Raw genomic sequence first — 21462 nt, 5'->3', positions numbered from 1 at the left:
AGCACCGTATTCGGAAAGAAAGTACCCGCATGAAAATTGTCGACGCCAAGGTCCTCGTCACCAGCCCCGGACGCAACTTCGTCACCCTCAGACTGACGACCGACGAGGGACTCACCGGCCTCGGCGACGCCACGCTCAACGGCCGCGAACTGGCCGTGGTCAGCTATCTCGAGGACCACGTCGTACCCCTCCTCATCGGCCTCGACCCGCACCGCGTCGAGGACACCTGGCAGTACCTGTACCGAGGTGCCTACTGGCGGCGCGGACCGGTGACGATGGCGGCGATCGCCGCCGTCGACGTCGCCCTGTGGGACATCAAGGCGAAGGCCGCCGGACTCCCCCTGTACCAGCTTCTCGGTGGCGCGAGCCGGGACCGCGTGAGGACCTACGGCCATGCCAACGGCCGTGACATCCCCGAGCTCCTCGATTCCGTCCGGGCCCGCCTCGCCGAGGGCTACCCCGCCGTACGTGTGCAGTCCGGTATTCCGGGTCTCAAGGCGGTCTACGGCGTGTCGACCACGGACGACAGCGGTTCCCCCGTGCTGCACCAGCAGGTCCGGCCGCTGGTGGAGGACTGGGACACCGAGGCCTATCTGCGTCACGTGCCGGCCGTTCTGGAAGCCGTACGCGCCGAGTTCGGACCCGAACTGCCCCTCCTGCACGACGCACACCACCGGCTCACCCCTCTCCAGGCCGCCCGCCTCGGCAAGGACCTGGAGCCCTACCGCCTCTTCTGGCTCGAGGACTGCACGCCGGCGGAGAACCAGGAGGCTCTGCGCACGGTCCGCCGCCACACCACCACGCCGCTGGCCGTCGGCGAGGTATTCAACACGGTGTACGACTACCAGACCCTGATCACCGAGCAGTTGATCGACTACGCACGTTCCGCTGTCACGCACTTCGGAGGTGTCACTCCGCTGCGCAAGCTCTTCGACTTCGCCGCGCAGTACCAGATCAAGAGCGCGATCCACGGGCCGGAAGACATCTCCCCGGTCGGCATGGCAGCCGCCGTCCATCTCGACCTCGCCGTGCACAATTTCGGGATCCAGGAGTACTCGGGCCACACCCCGCTCACCGAGGAGGTGTTCCGCCACGCGTACACCTTCACGGACGGCCACCTGCATCCGGGCGAAGCGCCGGGGATCGGGGTGGACCTGGACGAGGACCTGGCAGCCGCACACCCCTACGAAGCGGCGTACCTCCCGGTCAACCGGTTGCAGGACGGGACGGTCCACGACTGGTGACCGCGCCGGGACGGGCGGACAGCGCTCGGCGTGGGGAGGAGTGGGCAGCGGGGGCGGCCGGCCCTGTCACGGGACGTCCATGACAGGGGTCACGAACAGTGGTGACAGACCGCCCCGCCCCCGCTGTCCTGTCGAGAATCTGAAGTCACTGATGAGCGACGACACGTCGGGAGCGATCGCGGGAGCCGGCACGCTGTAACGCACCTCGGGCGGTGCTGTTCTCGTCGGACTCGGTCCCGGCGGGCGTGCGAGGCGTCCGGCCCCTCCTCGTCGGGATCGGCACCGGGTTGCACGAGACCGTTCACGAGCGCCTGGTCGGGCGGGGTCTCCTGCGCGCACCATGGACAGCGCCCCGCATCTGCCGCTACGTTCAGCGATTACCTGACTCTGACAACGATGTCACGCCGCCTCTCCCAAGGAGCAGTGATCGCCGATGGTGTCCCGAAGAACCCTTCTGCAGGCAGGCGGAGCAGCTCTCACGGCCGGCGGGCTCGGAATGACCCTGCCCGAGCGGGCACGCGCGGCGGAGGACGGCACCGCAGTGCCTCTCCTGCCGTCCTTCGGCCGGCCCCACCGCCTCGACGTCGCTGACATCAGCGCTCTCGACGGGGACGACCAACTACTGCTGACGACCCTTCAGGGCGTCGTCAACCGCCGTCGTCCACGCCTCTACTTCAACTTCGACGGCAGCGACGTCGACTTCCGCTGGCTGCCCGGCACCGGCGCCTCGGTCACCCGCCACGACAGCGCGATGAATCTCGTCGCCCGCTATCGGAACGAGACACGCGGCGCCATCCTGCACGACCCCGAGGTCCCTGACTCGGTGAACGTGGCGACCACCTTGGCCGGCCTCGAGAACGCCGTCGCCGCCACCGCCGCACAGGCGCGTGAGCACCGCCTGAAGACCGTCTTCGATCTGCGGGGCCGCTTCGACGCGGACGACGTGCTCGCCACGTACCGCTGGCAACTGGAGCACCTCCTCCCGCGCTGCGCCCCCACCCTGCTGGCCGGGCTGCCGCCCACCCGGACGGTACGTGCGGACAACGTGCGCTGGCGCGAGATCGCACGCGAGACCGAACGCATCCGCGACTCGTCGAACCGACGAGTCCGCACCTTCGATCTGAGCGCGGAAGCCGCCGGCGGGGGCGGCGTCTACCTGCGCTTCCAGGATGCGTTCGGCGACGACGGCTGGGGCGCTTCGGTCGGTTCGGTGAGGGCGAAGGCCGACGGTGACGAGGTGATCGCCTCCTTCGCTCCCGGCACCGCCGCCGAGGTGCCGTACCTCTTCGACGGCTCCAACTCCTCCATCGGCGGGGACGCCAACCGGTTCTGCGATGGCGACGGGTACTTCATCTATCACTTCACCCTGCCGGCCGGCACGCAGCGACTCCTGGTCGAGGTCGAGCTGTGGAACCAGTATCTCGTCTCCGCCACCACCACGGCGCCCACCAGGGTCGAGCCGTTCCCCTACTTCCGGGACTACGCCGTCGCGAGCCGGGCCATGGTCGTCTGGCTGCCTCCGTCGGGTGAGGAGGGGGCGCTCCTCGACGAGATCTTCAGCCGGCTCGCGCACACCACCCCCTACGTCGGCTGGTTCTCCGACGACGTGGCCGGTGAGTGGGGAGGCGTCGAGCGAGCCTCCCGGCACGGCATCGAAGTGGTGCCCGCCGACTACTACATGAACGGCACCGTGCACGCCGGCGTCCCCGCGAGAATCTCCGGCAAGGTCCCGCCGAGACCGTCGGTCGCGCTCCGCAACCGCGTCTACCTCACTCTCACCGTCGGCGAAGGAGACAACATCCAGTACTGCCAGCGCCGTATGCGCGGTATCTGGGACGACCCGAAGAGGGGTAGCGTGCCGGTCAACTGGACCGTCAGCCCGCTGCTCGCGGACATCGGACCCGCGCTGCTGGCGTACTACCAGCAGACCGCCACCGCCAACGACCTGCTGATCGCGGGCCCCTCGGGCGCCGGCTACACCTACCCCGGCTCGTGGCCCGAGGGCGCCTTGGACGCGTACACCGCACTCACCGGACGCTTCCTGCGCCGGACCGGCATGGACCTGGTCTACGCGTACAACCCCCGCAATGCGACAGGTGACGGATGGATCCCGTTCGATGAGCGCGTCGTCCGCTCCTACCGGGAGAACACCCCGGTACGCGGCATCATCCAGTCCTGGGAGACCGGAGACCTGAGGATCCGCCCGGCCGGCACGCCCGTCATCGGTAACTTCTTCCCGCAGGGGAAAGCCCCGGAGTACCGGGACGCGTTGCTGCGGCACATCGAGGGCTGGGACCGCACCGCGCCCCTGTTCATCGCCGGCGCCGTCAACGCCTGGAGCTGGACACCTGGTGACATCGCCGAACTCCGCGACCTGCTCGGCGAGCCGTTCGAAGTCGTCCGTGGCGACACGTTCTTCGACCTGATGACGCGGGCGGAACAAGGCGCTCGGCCCTGAAGAATCCTCGACGAAACGATCTGCGGCTGCGGTAGGTCCGGCAGTGGCACCGCGATGCCCGGTCGGCCCAGGACTGGCATGTGCGGCCAGTGCCGCGACGTGGCCGAGGACTCCCGGGCGCCGGGCGGCAACGTCCAGCAGTGGACCTGCAACGGGCTGGGCCTCAGCTGGGGCAGCGCACCGCGTCTGAGGGCCGGACCGGAGCCGCCACGCCGGGACGGCGTTCCGGGCGGGGCCTATGCGGAACCGACGGCCCGCCGGGTGGGCGTGGCGGGCCGTCGGGGGCATGGCGGGCCGTCGGTCCCGGATCCGATGCGGCCCCCCGTTCTCGGTTTCAGGGCTGTCCGGCCCGTCGCCGCGCCAGTCGGGTCACTCCGTCGCCGTCGGTCGGCGCGATGCCGCCATCGCGTCGTCAGGGTCGCTCAGCGGGCGCAGCCGGTAGGTGTAGGAGTAGTCCTTGTCCGAGAAGAGCTTGTACTCGTCGTGCGTGTGCGCACCCCAGCTGTCGTCACCGCCCACACCCATCTGCCGGTGATTCAACCGCAGTACGACATCTTTCCGCGGGTCCAGCTGGTAGTCGTGGCGGGCACCCGCCGACAGGTCCTCCGGGGTGTAGTGCGAGGCGTTGACCTCGAGCAGCGGTTCGCCGGAGGCCAGTAGCCCCCTGCCACTGCCGTCCGTCAGCGCCACCCACCGCACGTCCGTCCTGTTGCCGTTCTCCTGGGGACGCAGGTAAGGGGTGCGCTTCTCGGGGACGATGTCGGAGTGGAGGCCCACGTCGGTGCCGTTGTTACGGTCCCAGTAGTTCTCGTGCGGGCCGCGACCGTAATAGCGCAGGTGCTTCAGACGTCCGGGCAGGAAGAGCACCGTGCCGACCTCGGGGATGTACGGGAGACCGGCCGCGCCCGGGTGCAGGGTGTTGTCGACCTTGATCTCGCCGTTGCCGAACACCGTGTACGTGGTGGTGTACGTGGACTCCGTCGAGGTGGGCAGGGTGCCGCTGACGGTGATCTCGACGGCCCGGTCCCGCAGTCCACGCGTCTGGACGCCCGTGACCTTCCGGTCGCTGCCCGCGTAGCGCCAGGTGGCGTTCCGGCCCGGCTGGCCGTTGCCGACGTCGTTGTCGGTCGGTGCCCGCCAGAAGTTCGGTGCGGGACCGGAGGCGATCAGGCGGGTGCCGCCCGCCTCGTACGACGTGATCACGCCGCTGCCCTTGTCGACGGTGACGGAGAAGTTGTCGCCGGTCACGGTCACGGAGTCGTCCGCGTCCTCGTAGCTCAGCGCCGGCACGGAGTCCAGCGGCCTGGGGGTCACGGCCGGGCCGGCCACGTCGAGGGGGAGCTGCTGACCGGCCACCTCGAAGCCGGCCTCGGCCCACTTCGTGGGCTCCTTGGTGGTGAACGACAGGTGGAGGAAGTACTCCGCGCCCGGCGCCGGGTCGGCCGGCAGCCTGACGGGGACGGTCACCGCCTTGTCGGTGAGGGGGGCGATGTCGAGCTGTGAGCGGGTGAGTCTCCCACGCTGCACCGTCCTGCCGTCCGCGATCAAGGACCAGTGCCCGTCGAACTCACGGAGGTTGGTGAACAGGTATTCGTTGGTGACCGTGATCCGCCCGGCTGCCGCACCCCCGCTGTCGGCGGTCACGCCGATCGCCTGGTGGACGTGCTTGACCTCGGTGGCCTTGCCGGTGTGCCGGCGGTCGGCGGTGACGATGCCGTCACCGGAGAAGTTGCCGTCGTTGGGGTTGTCGCCCCAGTCACCGCCGTAGGCGAAGAAGGTCCGTTCGGTGGGCCGGTGCTCCTCGAAGCCGACGCCCGCGGCGTCGAACCAGAACCGTACGCCGTCGTCGCCGGGGCCGCGGGAGCCGGAGGCGAGTTCGGCTCCGGTCAGGGCGCGGGCGTAGACGCGCGCCCGCCGGATGGTGCCGCTGAACTCCCGGGTCCAGTGTTCCGCGTCGGTGGCGAGGGTGAGCGGAGCCGTGTTGCTGCCGGGCGGCCGAGTGACGGCCTTGACGGCCTTGGCCTCGTCGTCGACGTAGAGGGTCAGCTCGGCCGCCTCTGCGTCGTAGACGCCCGCGATGTGGTGCTCCGTGCCGGCCCAGTCCTGCGGGAGCGTCCAGCTCGCGGTGGTCCACCGGCCGCCGGAGTGGATGAAGAACTCCAGGCTGTCGTCGGTCTGCTTCAGCGCGTACTGGGTATCGCCCTTGGCGAGGATGGGCTGGTGGAATCCGCTCACCCCCTGGGTGACCCAGGCCTCCAGGGTCAGCGAACCGGTGATGTCGAGGCCTGCGTCACGGGTGAAGACAGTGCCGCCTCGGACGCCCTTGTCGCGGTCGAAGGTACCGCTGGGCGCGACGAGTTCGCCGCTCACCGCACCGGGTCCGGCCTCGGTGAACAGCTTGCGCGTCGGCGTGGGCCAGTTGAGGGCCTGGTCGGCGAAGTCCCAGATCCAGCCGCCCTGCAGGACGTCGAAGCGGCGGATGAGGTCCCAGTACTTCTTGAAGTTGCCGTTCGAGTTGCCCATCGCGTGGCTGTACTCGATGAGGACGAACGGCCGGGTGTCGGTGGTGTCCTTCGCACGCTGCTCGACCTGGGCCGGCTTCGTGTACATCTCCGAGCGGATGTCGCTGATGCCGGGGCGGTCGTCGCCCTCGTACTGGATGACGCGGGTGGCGTCGTAGGAGCGGATCCAGTCGTGCATGGCGACGAAGGCGGAGCCCGTGCCTGCCTCGTTGCCGAGCGACCAGATGACGGCCGAGGCGTGGTTCTTGTCCCGGTGGACCATGTTCCTCGCGCGGGCGACGCACGCCTCGGTCCAGTCGGCGTGGTCGCCGGGGTAACCGTCGCGGATCCCGTGGGTCTCCAGGTTGGTCTCCCCCACCAGATACAGGCCGTACTCGTCGGCCAGCTCCAGCCACAGCGGGTTGTTCGGATAGTGGGAGGTGCGGACGGTGTTCATGTTCAGCCGCTTGACGGTCTCGATGTCCTTGACCATGTCCCCTCGGGTCAGCGCCATGCCGCGCTCGGGGTGCATCTCGTGCCGGTTCGTGCCGCGCAGCGAGACCGGCTTGCCGTTGATACACATCAACCCGTCCACGAGCGCGAACTCGCGCAGGCCCACCCGGTGCGACAGCGTCTCGGTCACCTTGCCCGCCGGGTCACGCAGCCGCAGGACGGCGGTGTAGAGATGCGGGTGCTCGGCAGACCACAGCTTCGGCTCCGGCACGGTCCTGGCCGCCTGTACGGTCACGTCCTTCCCCGCAGGGGCGGACCCCAGGTCGGCGGTCTGGCGCAGCGGGCGGGACCAGACCGGGTGTCCGTCGGAGTCGTAGAGCTGGGTCTCGACGGTGTACGTCCCCCTTCCGCCACCGTCGCCGTAACCACGGACGGAGGCGGTGACGGACAGTCCGGCTGTCGTGCAGGCGTCGCCGAGGGGGGTGTCGAGCTTGAAGTCCCGCAGGTGGACGGTGGGGGTGGAGAAGAGGTGGACCGAGCGGAAGATTCCGCTCAGCCGGATCATGTCCTGGTCCTCCATCCAGTCGCCGTCGGAGTAGCGGTAGACCTCTACCGCGATCTGGTTACGGCCCTGTTCGAGGTGGGGGGTGATGTCGTACTCGGCGGAGGTGTAGGAGTCCTCGCGGTAGCCCACCGGCTTGCCGTTGATCCACACGTAGTGTGCGGACTTCACCCCTTCGAAGTGCAGGAACACCTGCCGTCCCGCCCACTGCCGCGGAACGGTGAACGTGCGGCGGTACTGGCCGACGGGGTTGTAGCGGGTCGGTGCGAAGGGCGGCTGTGCTTCCTCGCCCTGCCCGTTGGCGCCCCACCAGGGATACGTGATGTTGGTGTAGATCGGGAAGTCGTAGCCGTGCAGCTGCCAGCAGGAGGGCACGGGGACGGTGTCCCAGGACCGGTCGTCGAGGTCGGTCCGGTGGAAGTCGGGGTCGCGGTCGTCGGGGCGGTCGGCGTAGGCGAACTTCCATGTCCCGTCGAGATCGAGCCGCCACGGGGAGCGTGTCCGGTCAGCGGCCAGGGCCTGGTCGACGTCCGCGTACGGCATGAGCGTGGTGTGGGGTGGCTCGGAACCGACGTCGAAGAGCGCGATGTTGTTGTTCCACTCCGGGTAGCCGCCGGCCGGCGGGTCCCCGGCGGTGGCGGCGGCGCCGGCGACCGCACCCGTGGGAACGACGGCCGGGAGGGCGGCGAGGGCGAGCGCGCCGAAACCTGCGGCTCCGCCCTCCAGGAGCCTGCGGCGGCTGACGCTGTGGGGCGGCTGGTGCGGGGAGGACGAGTGCTGCATGGCAGTTGACCCCTAGGGAAGGCCGTACCGCGTGCGTCGGTGCGGCGCACGGCGCGTAGGCGTGTCGTGTTCCGGTCAGTGTCGTCGCGGTACTCAACGGGAGTTCATGGCCCGGAGCTGCCCTGGTGACTGCCTCGGCCGGCGTGGCTGTGTTCGCCGCCGTCCGTCGAAACGCTGCTGGTCGTCATGTCGATGCGGCTCCTCGCGGGGGAAGTTGCCTCTTCGTGACGTTCGAGATTTCGCGTCGCGTCCGAAATCCTGCCGCGACGGTAGTGACGGGTGGTGGAGGTGTCAATGGTGTCTCACGGTGCCGGACCGATCGGTGGGCCCGGTGGCGTCGCTCATGGTGTTGACCTTCGAGCTGGTTGAAGCTCGATGATGGCGAGGTGCCCAATCCTGAACTGATGCCGATCGGGGTCTTCGCCCGACGCAGTGGTCTGACCTCCAGCGCGTTGCGCTTCTACGCCGACTCCGGGCTGCTGAGTCCCGCCGAGACCGACCCGGTCTCGGGCTACCGCTACTACAGCGCCGGCCAGGTGGCGCGGGCGGCCGTGCTGCGTCAGCTCCGCGAGATCGCGATGCCCCTCGCCGCTGTCGAGGCCGTCCTGGACGCGGGGGCCGACGAGGCGTCCCGGCTGGTGGACGGTCATGTCGCGAAGGTCGTCGGGGATGCCGCGGCGGCGCGGCAGAAGGCCGCGTTCATCAAGTCCGCACTCGGCGAGGTGCCGAGTCAGCCGATCGCGGTGCTGAAGGGTCCGGTGCTGGCGGATGCGGTGGAACAGGTTCTGACCGCGACCGCACGTGAGCCGGGGATGCCGGTACTCGCGGGCCTGCGCATCGAAGCGGGCCACGATGCGGTCACCCTGACCGCGACCGACCGGTACCGGCTCTCCACGCGAACCCTTGTTCCGGCCGGACCACCGGAGCAGACATGGGCCGGTACGGTCGACGGCGACGAGTTGCGGGCGGCGGTCTCCGAGATCCGCCGCAGCACGCTGGTGCGCCTCGAAGCGCTGCCGCACGGCATCTGGCTCCGGGTGACCGGGCGGGAGGACCGGCACTGCCGGCTGCTGCCCGAGGAGTTCCCCGACCACCGGCTGATGCTGGCGTCCCTGCGCGCGGTCACCACCCGGGTGACGGTCTCGAAGGAGCCGTTCCTGCGAGCCCTGGAGGAACACCCCGGCGAACTCGTCGCGCTGTACGTCGCCACCGACGGCATGACCGTCCGGTCGGCCGACGACGAGTACCCGGGAACCATGCTCCCGGCCACCTCGACGGGTCCGGCCCTCCGGATCTGGTTCGAACTGACCACGCTCTACCCCGCCGTGAGCACCGCGATCGGCCCCGATGTGATGTTCGACCTGAGAGGACACGACCAGCCCGTCACGATCCGCTCCGCCGACCGCGGTGATCTCACCACCCTGGCCATGCCGGTCAAGCCCGTCCGCTCCATCTGAGGAAGAAGCCGAGGAACACTCCATGACCACCGCACCCGCCACCTGCGATCCGACCATGGAAGCCATCGGCCGGGCCGTCACCGAGGGCCGGACCGGTGACGTCGCCGCCGCCCGCAGGAAGCTCCTGGACCTGTGGTCCGCGATCGGTGTCACCGGCGACCCGCTGCACCGCTGCTCCCTCGCCCACTACCTGGCGGATCTCCACGACGATCCCGCACAGGCCCTCGCCTGGGACGTCCGGGCCCTGGACGCTGCCGACGCCATGACCGAGCAGCGCGTGAGTGACCACCACGCCGGTCTGCGCATCGCCGCCTTCTACCCTTCCCTGCACCTCAACCTCGCCGACAACTACCGCCGGCTCGGCTCCTTCGAAGCAGCAACCGACCACATCGACGCGGCCGGGGAGCACGCCTCCGCCCTGACTCGGGATCCCTACGGTGACCTTCTTCGTGGCGCCATCCAGCAGGTCGCCGAAGCCATCGCCTCGCGGGACCGCACACGGCGCCCCTCCGCGCCCGGTAGCCGCGCGTAGGGCACCTGCCCGGCCTGCCCCGCACAGGAGGGGGCGGCGGCCGTCATCTTCACAGCGAACGCAGGCCCCGGTCGGCGAAGGCGATCAGCCACTCGAAACTCTCGTCGATGTCCACGCTCCACCGGAATCCGTCGGCCGACTGCAGCGTGGCGAAGCCGTGGAAGAGGCTGCGGAGCATGCGCAGGGCGTGGTCCACTTCGCGCTCCTCGATCTCGTAGCCGCGCAGGACCGCCGTGAAGGCGTCGAGCAACCGCTGCCCCGCGGTGGCCAGCGGGTCGTCCGGGCCGGACGGTTCCACGCCGAGCGTCGCGGCGTACCGGCCGGGGTGTTCCAGGACGAAGGCGCGAAAGGCGCGCGCAGCTGCCGCCAGGGCGTCCCGGCCCGCATACCCCTGGACCGCGCTGCCGACGGCGTCGGCGGCCTCACTCAGCGCCATGGCGGCGATGCGCCGGTTGAGGTCTTCCTGGCCACCCACGTGCTTGTACAAGGACGGGGTGCGCACTCCCACCCGCGCGGCCAGCGAACCCATCGTCAGATGGGCGAGACCCACCTCGTCGGCGAGGGCGGCACCGGCCGCGACCACGGCCGCCGGGTCCAGGCCGGCCCTAGGCACGGGCGGCGTCCGCACGGAGGAAGGCGAGTACGAGTGACACCACCTGGTCGGGGAACTGGTCGTGCGGGTAGTGCCCGGCGCCCTCGATCATCTCGAGACGCCCGAGGCCGGACGGCAGGGCATCGACGACCGCCGAGCCCTCGGCGTGCGGGTCGGCCCAGTCGGGGTCGAGCGTGCCCATCACGACCAGGACCGGGCAGCGGACGTTGCCCAGCTGCGCGCCGGCGTCCGTCGGGGCGCTGCGGCCCATGCCCTGCATGGCCTTCATCCGGCCGGGCTCGCGCAGCAGGGAGTCGATGCGACCCAGCCGCTCGGCCCAACCGGCTGGTTTCGCACCGGGGTAGGCCTCGTCGAGGTACGAGCGCCAGAGCGGCACGCTGCCGAACACGGCGGTGCCGAGCAGCCGCAGCATGCCCCGCCGGTAGCGCCTGACCCGCAGGTCTGCGAGGCGGATCGACTGCTTCCGGGTGAACGGCGCCAGCTCGACGACCGCGGTGACCAGTGAGGGTTCCCGCGCCGCGGCGATGGTGGCGGCCCCGCCGGAGATCGAGTGGCCGACGAGCACGGCAGGGCCCCCCAGGTGGCGGATCACGGCGAGCAGGTCGCCGGCGACGGCGGTGCGGCTCCAGGCCGGCCAGTCGACGCCGGACTCGCCGCAGCCGCGCAGGTCGACCGCGGCGACCCGGTAGCCCGCCGCCACCAGCGGTGGGATCACGGCCCGGTAGGCGGCGCGGCTGTCGCCCATGCCGTGCGCGAGGACGACCAGCGGGCCGGACCCCGTGACTTCGTAAGCGATCGTGCCGCCGTCGACGGCGAGGTACTCGGTCATGACAGCTCCCCGGTTGGCTAAGTTCGTTAGCCACAAGCTAATAACATTAGCTTTTTCTGTCAACCGCCGCGGTTGTGGAGTCGCGCCGTGAGCAGCGGCGAGGATGCCGCCCTCGAGGCGATGACCGTCCTGGGTGGCCCGGTGCGGCGTGGACTGTATCGACATGTCGCCAATACGCCGGGCGAGGTGGGGCGGGACGCGGCGGCCGAGGCGGCCGGGATCTCCCGCTCGCCGACCGCCTTCCACCTGGGGCCCGGGGCCTTCACCTTCCAGGCACCGCACCCCCCGCCGGCCGGCCTCGGCTGAGGCCGGTCACGCGTCGCGGAGACAGGCTGTGCGGGCCCGCCCGATCGGCCCGCGTTCCGTCGTGTCCGGACAACGCCGGTCTTGTCCATGGACCGTTCCATGGCCAGGGGGGCGAGGAGGGAGGAGTCGCCGAGCGGCCCCCACCAATTGCGGGGTGCACCCGGCCCCGGCGCGGGAGCATGCGCTGGAAGCGGGTGTTGTGCTCGGGCCGCCACCCCGCGCTCCTCACTTCCGGTTGCCTGCTTGCGGACGCCGCCGCGTGGTACGAGATGAGCATGAACCGCCCCACACAGGACGACACGGAACGTGCGGACACACCACTCAGGCGCACGCTGACCACACCGCTGCTCTACTTCTTCATCCTCGGTGACGTGCTCGGCGCAGGGGTCTACGTCCTCGTGGGACAGGTGGCCGCGGAGTCCGGCGGCGCGGTGTGGGTCCCCCTGGTCGTGGCTCTCGGCCTTTCTCTGCTGACAGCCTCCTCCTACGCGGAGCTCGCGACGAAGTATCCGCGGGCCGGCGGTGCGTCGCACTACACGACCCTGGCCTACGGTCCGTTCGCCGGCTTCTTCGCGGGCTTCTGCATGCTGGCGGCGGGCATCGTGTCCGTGGCCGCTCTGGCCCGCGGATTCGGTGGTGACTACCTCAGCGTTTTCGTCACGCTGCCCGTCGCCCTGATCGCCGTCCTGTTCCTCGGCGTGCTGGCCCTGCTCAACGCCCGCGGCATCAGCGAATCGACTCGGGCCAACGTGGTCGCGACGGTCGTCGAAGTCGGAGGCCTCGTCCTGGTGATCGGCCTCGGTGTCTGGGTGGTGCTGCGCGGTGACGGCGACATGAGCCGGCTGACACAGCTCGGCACGGCCGAGCACTCCCCGGCCGCCGCCGTGCTGAGCGGGTCCGTCCTGGCCTTCTACTCCTTCGTCGGCTTCGAGACATCCGTCAACGTGGCCGAGGAGACCCGCAACCCCGGGCGGTCGTATCCACGCGCGCTGTTCGGCGCGCTGGCCACCGCCGGGGTGGTGTACGCACTGGTCGGTGCCGCAGCGAGTTCCGCCGTGCGGACGAGCTCGCTCGTGCAGTCCAGCGGCCCGCTGCTCACCGTGGTCGAGGTCGCCGGTGGCGTGCCGACGCGGCTCTTCAGCGTGATCGCCTTGATCGCGGTGGCCAACGGTGCGCTCCTGACCGGCATCATGTCCTCCCGACTGGCGTACGGCATGGCACGCGACGGCCTTCTGCCACGGTTCCTCACCCGCGTCCTGCCTGGCAGGCGGACTCCTTGGGCCGCCATCGCCACGACCACCCTGCTCTCACTGCTGCTCGCTGTGACGGGCGACGTAGCCGCACTCACCTCGACGCTCGTACTGCTGCTCCTCGTCGTCTTCTTTCTGGTCAACACCGCCGTTCTACGCCTGCGCGGCGACACCGTGCGGCACGACCACTTCACGACCCCCAAGGTCGTCGCCCTGCTCGGTGCCGCGTCGTGTGTGCTGCTGGCCACGCAGATCGAGGGCGCGGTGTGGAGTCGGGGGCTGATCGTGCTGGCCGTCGGTGTGCTGCTGGCGTGGGGCGCGGCCCGACGCCACCGAGGATGACGAGCGGCGGTCGAGGCGCTGACCGATGGGGTGGGTGCTGGGGCGGTTGCGGGGTAGTCGAGACCAGACATCGACGGACACAGTCCGACGAGAAGGTTCGTCAGCGCCGGCTCGCTACGGGCCGCGGCATGTCGAGGAAGAAGGTGACCTGACCATGAGCACGGCAGAGCGGCAGACCCACGCCACCGACGACTCGGTGAGCGTCCTGGTTTCGCGCGCTTCGCAGCAGATGTCGGAGCTGGTCCGCGAAGAGATGCGGCTGGCCAGGGCGGAGATGACCCAGAAGGGAAAACGTTTCGGCAAGGGGGGCGGTTACTTCGGCGCCGCGAGCGTCATCGCCGTCCTTGCGGCCCAGGCTCTGCTCGCGACCTGTATCGCGGCTCTCGCACTGGTGTTGCCGGTGTGGGCGGCCGCCCTCGTCGTCACGGCAGTGCTGGCGGCAGCGGCAGCGGCAGCCGCCCTGGCCGGGAAGAAGCAGATCACCGAGGCCGGCTCCCCCGCCCCCGAGCAGACCGTCGACAGCGTCAAGGCCGATCTGGCCGAGATCAAGGAGAAGGCACACCGATGACCAAGGAATCCCGGACGAACACAGGCACCCACGTCCCCGGTGCTTCCGACCCCGAGGAGTTGCGCGAGCAGGTCGAGCGCACCCGCGACGAGCTCGGGCGGACCGTCGAAGCACTGGCAGCCAAGGCCGACGTCACCGCACAGGCGAAGGAGAGGACGGCCGCCGCGAGGGAGCAGGCCGCGGAGAAGGCTGCCGTGGTGGCCGACCAGATCCGTGACAAGGCGGAGCAGGCCACGCGACTCGTCAAGGACAAGACGCCCGATCCCGTCCTGGAGAAGACGGCCCGGGCCACAGCACACGTACGGGAGACCGCGACCCGGGCAGGACGGTATGCGGCGGACAGGGCTCCCCGCCCGCTGCTCGAAAAGACCGGCCGGGCCGCGTCGTTCGCACGCGCCAACCGCGATCCGCTCCTCGCGACCGGTGTGCTGCTCGCCGCCTTCCTGCTGATGCGCCGCGGCCGGGAGCGCCGATGAGGACGCTCAAGATCGCCTACAAACCGGTCGGGCTGGCACTCGGCGCGGCGAGCGGCATGATCGCGGGTGCCGCGTTCAAGCAGGCGTGGAAGGCCATCGAGGGCGAGGGCGACGCTCCCGACGCCCTGGACCAGGACCGTTCCTGGCGGCAGATCCTGCTCGCCGCCGCCCTCCAAGGCGCTATCTTCTCCGTGGTCAAGGCCGCGGTCGATCGCTCGGGCGCCGTGGCCACGCGACGTCTGACGGGCACCTGGCCGGGCTGACCCTGCGTCATGGCCGTGCGTCCGGCTGCCGGGGCGAGGCCGACAGGGACTCCCAGTGGACCGTACGGTCGCACCAGCGGCGCAGGAGTGTCCGGTCGTGCCCGACGGCGAGCAGACCCGCTCCGGTTGTCGTGCGGTAGTGCTCGATGACCTCGATGAGCGCGGCCGTCGTCGACGCGTCCAGCATGGCGGTCACCTCGTCGCAGATCAGCCACCGGGGGCGCAGGGCCAGGGCGCGGGCAAGGCAGGCGCGTTGCAACTGGCCGTCGCTGACCTCGTGGGGGCGTCGGCGCAGCAGGTCGGGGGTGAGACCGAGGTGGCCGGCCAGTTCGGCGACCCGGCCGGCGGCCTCCTCGCGCCGGCCGGTGGCGCGGAGCGGTTCGGCGATCAGGTCGGCGAGCCGCAGGCGGGGGTCGGAGGAGAGCCTGGGCTGCTGGAAGACGATGCCGAGGGTGGTGCGAAGGGCGCTGGGGGCGCGGTGGCGCCAACGGCGGACGGGCTCGCCGTCCAGCAGGAGGGTTCCGGAGTAGGGGCGGTGCAGCAGTGCCGCGACCCGCGCCAGGGTGGACTTTCCGCAGCCGCTGGGGCCGAGCAGGCCGACGGCCTCGCCCGGCTCGATGGTCAGGGATGCCTCGCGCACGACCGGGGCCCCGGGGTCGTATCCGGCGGTGATGGCATGCAGTTCAAGCATGGGCGCCCTCCGGCAGGTACGGGTGATGGCAGGCGACGGAGCCCGTCGGCCACGGTCGGTGTGCGCACGCGTCGGTGGCCCGCTCGCAGCGGATGGCGAAGGCACAGCCGCCGGGCAGGTCGCCGAGCTCGGGTGGCATTCCGGGTATGGGTGTGAAATCCCGGTCGGGCAGGGCCCGGAGCAGGCCCCGGCTGTACGGGTGACGGGGGCCCGGTTCGCCGAAGAACGCCTGCGCGTCGCTCAGTTCGACGAGCCGGCCGGCGTACATGACAGCCACCTTGTCGGCGATGCGTTCCGCCGCCGTCAGATCGTGGGTGATCATCAGCAGGGCGCGTCCGTGTCCGGAGTCGCCGTCCTCGGTGGACAAACCCCCGGTCCCGGCGGGGGCCTCGACGTGGCGGCGCAGTTCGTCGACCGTGCGCTCGACCAGGTCGCGGTCGAGCCCGGTCGTCGGTTCGTCGGCCAGCAGCAAGGGGGCTCCGCCGACGAGTGCGAGGGCGGTGGCGGCGCGCTGGGCCAGACCGCCCGACAGTTCGTGCGGGTGGCGGTCCAGATGCCCGACGGGGAACGCGGCCCGTGCTGCGGCTGCTTCGGCTGCGTGCCGTACGGCGGCCCGCCCCCGGACTCCGGTCAGCTGGGCGACCGTCTCCTCCAGCTGCGAGCGGATGGTGCGTACGGGCGTGAGGTGCGCGGCCGGGCTCTGCGGGATCAGCCCGATCATCCGGCCCCGCACGGTCCGGGCCAGCGTGCGCTCGTCCGCCGTGAGCAGGTCGAGCCCACCGAGGTGTGCCTGCCCCGCGGTCTGGGCGTTGGCCGGGAGCAGACCGAGGAGGGCGGAGGCGAGTACGGACTTGCCGCATCCACTCTCGCCGATCAGGGCCAGGCACTCTCCCGCCGCGACGTCGAAGTGCGCGTCGGTAACGGCGGCGACCTGGCGTCCGCCCGGCATGAGGAACCGTACCGACAGTCCGCGGACCGACAGGACGGGGCGCTCTGTTCGCTGGGTCACAGCATCAGCTCCGATCGACGGCGGGGGTTGAGGCGTTCCCGCCAGGCCCCCGCGAGGCCGGCGACGGCGAGGGTCGGGACGATGATGAAGAGGCCGGGGAAGAGCGTCGGCCACCACTGCCCGGCGAGCAGGGAGCCGCGTGCGCTCTGGACCAGGGTGCCCAGGCTCGCGGTGTGGGTGGGCAGTCCGAGTCCGAGGAAGGACAGGGCGGACTCGTGCCACATCGCGTGCGGGATCATCAGCACGGCGGCCAGCGCGGCTTGTGGCAGCACCCCGGGCAGCAGGTGTCGCACCGTCACCCGCCACCGGGACGCTCCGCCGGACACGGCCGCGTCGATGTAGGGCCGGGACCGCAGGGAGAGGACCTCGGCACGCACGATGCGCGCGGTGGAGAGCCAGTGGGTGAGCGCGACCGAGATCACCACGGGCCATACCCCGGGCCGGAACATCGCGATGATGAAGATGCCCATCAGCAGATGAGGTACGGAAGAGAAGGTGTCGACGAGTCGCATCAGGCCCCGGTCGACCCAGCCACCCAGTGCTCCGGCACACGCTCCGACCGCGGTGCCGATGACGGTCGCCGTGAGGGCGGCCGCCACTCCCACGAGCAGGGACACCCGCAGCCCGTACACACAGCGCAGCAAGAGGTCGCGGCCTACGTCGTCCGTGCCGAACGGGTGTGCCCAGGACGGGGGCAGGAGCTTGGCGGACAGGTCGATGGCCTGCTGGTCGAGCTGGACGACCGGGGGGACGACCAGGACTGCGAGGACCGTGACGGTGATCAGTGTGGCGGAGGTGTACACGCGGACGGCACGGGTGGACCGGCGGCCGGCGCCACGCGACCGCCAGACCGGCTCGGCCTCCGAACCGGCCGGCGTCTTCGCACCGGTGTCAGTCATGGAGGTCACAGTTCACTCAGCTCCACTCTCGGGTCGGCCAGGCCGTAGAGCAGGTCCGCCAGGAGGTTTCCGGCGAGGACGGCGACGGTGGCGAGCGTGGTCAGGGCGGCGAGCAGGGGGAAGTCGACGGAGGTGGCCGCTTCGACGGTGGCGGCGGCGATGCCGGGCCAGCTGAAGACGGTCTCGACCAGCAGGGCCCCGGTGATGAGTTCGGGGACCCGGGATCCGATGAGGGTCAGCACCGGAAGCAGTCCGGAGCGCAGTGCGTGGCCGAGCAGCACGGTGCGTTCGCTGAGCCCCCGGGCGCGGGCGCCGCGTACCGGGTCCTCAGCCAGTGCGTCGCCGACCCCTTGGCGTACGTACAGCGCGAACCAGGGCAGTTGGGCGACGGCGAGCACACCGGCGGGCAGGATCACATGGCTGAGGACCTGCCCGGCGGACACCTGTTCGTCGCCGGTGTCCGTGAGGCCGCCGGCCGGGAGCAGGTCCCACTGCAGGGCGAAGAGCCAGATGGCCAGCAGGGCCACCCAGAAGACCGGGGCGGCCTCCAGTGAGTACGCGAGCGAGGTGACCGTACGGTCGAACCACGAGCCGGGGCGGCGCGCCGCGAGCACCCCGGCGAGAGTGCCCACGAGCACCGCGATGCCGAAGGCGACCGCGCACAACAGCGTCGACCAGACGAGGCGTTCGCCGATCACCTCGGTGACCGGCTGCCGCATGACGCTCGAGTCACCGAGATCACCGGCGGCGGCGCGGGTCAGCCAGTCCCACCAGCGCAGGGCGAACGGCTCGTCGGCACCGAGGTTGGCGCGCAGCCGGTCCAGGGTCTCCTGGTCGGCGCCGAGGACGGCGGTGCCGCCGTAGGCCCTGACAGGGTCGAAGGGGGAGGCGGCGGCGAACACACCGAAGGTGACGACGAGGAGGACGGGGACGGCGATCAGAGCCCGTCGTCCTGCCAGTCGTGCCATCGCACCCCAGGGAAGCGACGTCATCCCTGCGGCTTCCAGTCCTCGACGTTCCACCACGGTCCGCTGGCGAAACCGTGCTCGTGCGGTTCGGTCTGCGTGGTCAGCCCGTCCCAGCGGTCGGCGAGGACGTACAGGTGGTCGATGTGGGTGAGGAAGGTGTAACCGGGGTCCTCGATGAGCTCGCGCTGCACGGTGTCGTAGGCGGCCTTGCGGGCTGCCGGCTCCTGAGTCCGTCGGCCGGTGTCCAGAGCCTCGTCCACCGCTGGATTGTCGTAGCGGCCCATGTTGTTGAACCCGTCACCGGCGAGGGAGGAGTGCAGCATGGTGTAGAGCCCGAAGTCGGGGTCACCGGCACTTCCGAAGCCCGCGAGGACGGCGTCGTCCTTCATCCGCGGCTCGATGACTTCCCAGGTGGCGCTCTCGACGGTGACGTCGATGCCCACCTTCTCGGCATCGGACGCGTAGGCGAGGGCGTGGTCCTGACGGACCTTGTCGCCCGAGGGACAGAGCAGGGTGAAGGCGGCGCGGCGGCCGTCCTTGGCCCGGGTGCCGTCCCGTCCGGCCTTCCAGCCCGCGCGCTCCAGGACGTCCCGGGCCTTGCCTGGATCGTGGGGGCGCTCCATGTCCTGTGCGAACCAGGGGTCGTCGGCGGGTACGGGCCCGTAGGCGGGGTGTCCCGCGCCGTCCAGAATCTTGTCGACCATGGCCTCGCGGTCCACGGCCACGTCCAGGGCCTGCCGGATCGTACGGTCCCCTGTGACCTTGCCCGCGGTCGGCAGGGTGACGGTGCGGTTGTCGTAGGACGTCGCCGTGTACGTCTTCCTGGTCTCGTCGTCCTTGAAGGTGGCGACGAGGTTGGGCGGAAGGATCGCCCCGTCGAGGTCCCCGGAGCGCAGCCGGGTGGCGCGCACGTCGTCGTCCTGGACGATCGCCATGGTGAGCGTCTTCACCTCGGGCGCGCCGCCCCAGTAGTCGGGGTTGGCCTTGAAGGTCAGCTTCTCGCCCTTGCGCCAGGAGGACAGGACGTACGGGCCCGTACCGACCGGTTCACTGTTGAAGGAACCGGTGTTGGGGTCCTCCTTGCCGGCGATGTGCTCGGGGACGATCGGCAGCACGGTGCGTCCGGCGAAGGGGGCATAGGGGTAAGCGAGGTGGAAGACGACCTTGTCCTCTCCTTCCGCCCTCACGTCCTCGACGGCGTCCAGCTCGCTCCGGGCCGTGTTGTTCGTCTTCTCGTCGAGGACCGTGCGGTAGGTGAAGACCACATCGGCGGGGGTGAGCGGCTCACCGTCGCTGAACTCCACGCCCTTGCGCAGGGTGTAGGTGTACGTGAGCCCGCCGTCGCCGACCTCGGGCAGCGCCGAGGCGAGCGCCGGTATCAGTTCCATGTCGGCGTTCCGGGCGAGCAGACCGTCGAAGAGCTTGGAGTTGCCGTCCTTGCCGTAGCCGAGCAGCGGACTGAGCGTGTCCGGTTCGGAGGCCACCCCGATCACGACCGAATCGGCGGAGCCGTTGTCCTTCGCACCGTTCCCGGGTGCGGAGCACGCGGCAGCTGTGATACCCAGCGTCACCGCGACAGCCGCGGCGACTCGTACGCGTGGTCTCCTCATACACCTCACACCTCTCCTGCATCAGACAAGTTATTGCATATTAGTTGCAGGAAATGATCTGAGTAAGATGCGCCCCGAGCGGCCGAGTTCGAGCCCTTCCGGGACGGCAGCCCAGCGTCCCTCTCGCCCGCTTGCGGGCCGGGTCAGGTTGCCGCCGGACCGGCGGCAACGTCCGTCACCGTTTCACCGAGCGAAGGTGTTGCCCGATGCCCATGCAGTCCTGGTTCTCCGAGGCGAAGCTCGGGATCTTCGTCCACTACGGCATCTACGCCGTCGACGGGGTGCCCGAGTCCTGGGCCTTCTACACAGGACAGGTGTCGCACGCGCGGTACATGAAGCAGCTGGGCGGTTTCACCGCGTCACGGTACGACCCGCGGGACTGGGCGGCGCTCTTCGCACGTGCGGGTGCCCGCTACGCCGTTCTGACGACACGCCATCACGACGGTGTGGCCCTGTGGGACACCGAGTTCGGGGACCTGGACGTCGTCCGGCGCACGCCCGCCGGACGCGACCTGGTCGGACCGTACGCCGCGGCGCTGCGCGAGCAGGGGCTGAAGGTCGGCATGTACTACTCGCACTCCGACTGGAACCATCCCGACTACGCGAGCGTCCTGCATCCCTGTCCCTCCCCCACCCACACGGACGTGCTGACCAGCCCGTGGGTCGCACCCTCCACAGGGGTGGAGGACCCTGAGGCGTGGACCCGGTATCTCGCCTACCGCGACGGCCAGGTCGGCGAACTGGTCGACCGTTACCGCCCGGATCTCCTCTGGTTCGACGGCGAATGGGAACGAGCCGAGGAACAGTGGGGTACGGACGCACTCGCCGCACGCATCCTCCGCGGTCATGCCGGCACGGTGTGCAATGCACGGCTGACCGGTCACGGGGACTACGCCACCCCGGAGCAGGGGGTGCCCCTGCGGGCTCCGGAGGGTCCGTGGGAGCTGTGTCTCACGGTGAACGACTCCTGGGGGTTCCAGCCCGGCGACACGAACCACAAGTCGGTACGACAGCTGGTGCGCTACTTCGCGGAGACGATCGGCACGGGCGGGAACCTGCTGCTCGGGGTGGGCCCGCGGGAGGACGGCACCATCCCGCACGAACAGGCGGCGCGCCTGGAAGGGCTCGGCACCTGGATCGCGGCGCACCGCGAGGCGGTGTACGGGACCGTCGCGGGCCTGCCGGCCGGGCACCACTACGGGCCGAGCACCTTGTCCGCCGACCGCCGTACCCTCTACCTCGTCTGCTTCGACCCGCCACGCGAGCACGTCGGCGTGCGGGGGCTGCGCAGTCGCGTGCGGCGGGTGTCGGTCGTCGGCACGGGTACGCCTCTCGCACACCGCGTCGTCGGCGGGCTGCACGACGTGCCGGGCGTCCTCTGGATCGACGCCCCACCCGCACGGGATGTCGACGAGTACGCCACCGTGCTCGCGCTCGAGCTCGACGGTGAACTCGGGGTGTACCGCGGCGCGGGCCGCGTCTGAGCCGGACCGCAGCCCTGCGGGGGTAGCCGATCGCGGTCGCTCAGCGTCGGCGTGGGGGGGGGGCCCCCCCGCGGGGCCCCCCCCCCCCCCCCCCCCGCCCCCCCGGGGCGCGGCCCCCCCCCCCCCCGCGGGCCCCCCCGCCGGGACACCCCCACCCCCCACAA

General features: G+C 70.6%; 18 protein-coding genes. 10 read left to right on the top strand and 8 right to left on the bottom strand.

Annotation, left to right across the window (positions count from 1 at the left end):
• Nucleotides 1-29: 29 nt before the first annotated feature.
• A complete protein-coding gene (gene manD, locus ACFYSH_RS09095; RefSeq protein WP_388751589.1) occupies nucleotides 30-1244 on the top strand; it encodes a D-mannonate dehydratase ManD in 1215 nt (404 codons plus the stop codon).
• Between the two features lie 433 nt (nucleotides 1245-1677).
• Complete coding sequence (locus ACFYSH_RS09090; protein ID WP_388751587.1) at nucleotides 1678-3702, top strand: GxGYxYP domain-containing protein; 2025 nt, start codon at nucleotides 1678-1680, stop codon at nucleotides 3700-3702.
• 369 nt (nucleotides 3703-4071) lie between these two features.
• Here the strand turns inward: ACFYSH_RS09090 and ACFYSH_RS09085 are convergent, their stop codons facing one another.
• Nucleotides 4072-8001, bottom strand: coding sequence for a glycoside hydrolase family 2 TIM barrel-domain containing protein (locus ACFYSH_RS09085; RefSeq protein ID WP_359471724.1), 3930 nt, complete (start codon nucleotides 7999-8001; stop codon nucleotides 4072-4074).
• A 386-nt stretch (nucleotides 8002-8387) separates the two neighbouring features.
• Between ACFYSH_RS09085 and ACFYSH_RS09080 the strand changes: the two genes are divergently transcribed.
• Both ACFYSH_RS09080 and ACFYSH_RS09075 read left to right on the top strand, forming a co-directional pair.
• Nucleotides 8388-9458, top strand: a complete 1071-nt coding sequence (locus ACFYSH_RS09080; RefSeq protein WP_388751584.1) for a MerR family transcriptional regulator — start codon at nucleotides 8388-8390, stop codon at nucleotides 9456-9458.
• Nucleotides 9459-9480: 22 nt separating this feature from the next.
• Nucleotides 9481-9990, top strand: a complete 510-nt coding sequence (locus tag ACFYSH_RS09075; protein WP_359471720.1) for a hypothetical protein — start codon at nucleotides 9481-9483, stop codon at nucleotides 9988-9990.
• A 49-nt stretch (nucleotides 9991-10039) separates the two neighbouring features.
• Here ACFYSH_RS09075 and ACFYSH_RS09070 read toward each other — a convergent pair whose 3' ends face one another.
• Entirely contained in the window at nucleotides 10040-10573 is a 534-nt protein-coding gene (locus tag ACFYSH_RS09070; protein WP_359471873.1) for a TetR/AcrR family transcriptional regulator, read from the bottom strand.
• Nucleotides 10574-10595: 22 nt separating this feature from the next.
• Nucleotides 10596-11432 (bottom strand): alpha/beta fold hydrolase, encoded by an 837-nt coding sequence (locus ACFYSH_RS09065; protein ID WP_388751582.1) that lies wholly within the window; start codon nucleotides 11430-11432, stop codon nucleotides 10596-10598.
• Between the two features lie 87 nt (nucleotides 11433-11519).
• Between ACFYSH_RS09065 and ACFYSH_RS09060 the strand changes: the two genes are divergently transcribed.
• From ACFYSH_RS09060 to ACFYSH_RS09040, 5 genes are all read left to right on the top strand, one after another.
• Nucleotides 11520-11738: a hypothetical protein gene (locus ACFYSH_RS09060; protein WP_388751580.1), complete on the top strand. Its 219-nt coding sequence runs from the start codon at nucleotides 11520-11522 to the stop codon at nucleotides 11736-11738.
• Between the two features lie 275 nt (nucleotides 11739-12013).
• Nucleotides 12014-13330 carry an APC family permease gene (locus ACFYSH_RS09055; protein WP_388751578.1) on the top strand — a complete coding sequence of 439 codons (1317 nt, stop codon included), beginning with the start codon at nucleotides 12014-12016 and terminating at the stop codon, nucleotides 13328-13330.
• 154 nt (nucleotides 13331-13484) lie between these two features.
• Nucleotides 13485-13898 (top strand): phage holin family protein, encoded by a 414-nt coding sequence (locus ACFYSH_RS09050; protein WP_359471712.1) that lies wholly within the window; start codon nucleotides 13485-13487, stop codon nucleotides 13896-13898.
• Nucleotides 13895-14374 (top strand): DUF3618 domain-containing protein, encoded by a 480-nt coding sequence (locus tag ACFYSH_RS09045; protein ID WP_388751575.1) that lies wholly within the window; start codon nucleotides 13895-13897, stop codon nucleotides 14372-14374. Before ACFYSH_RS09050 ends, ACFYSH_RS09045 begins: the two co-directional genes overlap by 4 nt.
• Nucleotides 14371-14637 (top strand): DUF4235 domain-containing protein, encoded by a 267-nt coding sequence (locus tag ACFYSH_RS09040; protein WP_359471708.1) that lies wholly within the window; start codon nucleotides 14371-14373, stop codon nucleotides 14635-14637. Before ACFYSH_RS09045 ends, ACFYSH_RS09040 begins: the two co-directional genes overlap by 4 nt.
• 7 nt (nucleotides 14638-14644) lie before the next feature.
• Here the strand turns inward: ACFYSH_RS09040 and ACFYSH_RS09035 are convergent, their stop codons facing one another.
• From ACFYSH_RS09035 to ACFYSH_RS09015, 5 genes are read right to left on the bottom strand one after another with little or no spacing between them, the layout of a single operon-like run.
• The gene (locus ACFYSH_RS09035) at nucleotides 14645-15328 is read right to left on the bottom strand and encodes an ATP-binding cassette domain-containing protein (protein ID WP_359471706.1); all 684 of its coding nucleotides are present in this window, start codon (nucleotides 15326-15328) and stop codon (nucleotides 14645-14647) included.
• Entirely contained in the window at nucleotides 15321-16277 is a 957-nt protein-coding gene (locus ACFYSH_RS09030; protein WP_388751667.1) for an ABC transporter ATP-binding protein, read from the bottom strand. Before ACFYSH_RS09030 ends, ACFYSH_RS09035 begins: the two co-directional genes overlap by 8 nt.
• Before the next feature lie 56 nt (nucleotides 16278-16333).
• Entirely contained in the window at nucleotides 16334-17236 is a 903-nt protein-coding gene (locus tag ACFYSH_RS09025; protein WP_388751573.1) for an ABC transporter permease, read from the bottom strand.
• 5 nt (nucleotides 17237-17241) lie between these two features.
• Nucleotides 17242-18204, bottom strand: coding sequence for an ABC transporter permease (locus ACFYSH_RS09020; RefSeq protein WP_388751571.1), 963 nt, complete (start codon nucleotides 18202-18204; stop codon nucleotides 17242-17244).
• Between the two features lie 20 nt (nucleotides 18205-18224).
• Nucleotides 18225-19814 carry an ABC transporter substrate-binding protein gene (locus tag ACFYSH_RS09015; protein WP_359471699.1) on the bottom strand — a complete coding sequence of 530 codons (1590 nt, stop codon included), beginning with the start codon at nucleotides 19812-19814 and terminating at the stop codon, nucleotides 18225-18227.
• A 206-nt stretch (nucleotides 19815-20020) separates the two neighbouring features.
• On the opposite strand from ACFYSH_RS09015, the gene ACFYSH_RS09010 reads away from it, so the two are divergent.
• Complete coding sequence (locus tag ACFYSH_RS09010) at nucleotides 20021-21298, top strand: alpha-L-fucosidase (RefSeq protein WP_388751569.1); 1278 nt, start codon at nucleotides 20021-20023, stop codon at nucleotides 21296-21298.
• Nucleotides 21299-21462: the final 164 nt, after the last annotated feature.

Origin of the sequence: Streptomyces sp. NPDC005791, from assembly GCF_042871485.1 — a bacterium.
Lineage (GTDB): Bacteria > Actinomycetota > Actinomycetes > Streptomycetales > Streptomycetaceae > Streptomyces.
Note: the sequence above shows the minus strand (reverse complement) of the source record. Positions and strands in the feature narration are given on the sequence as shown.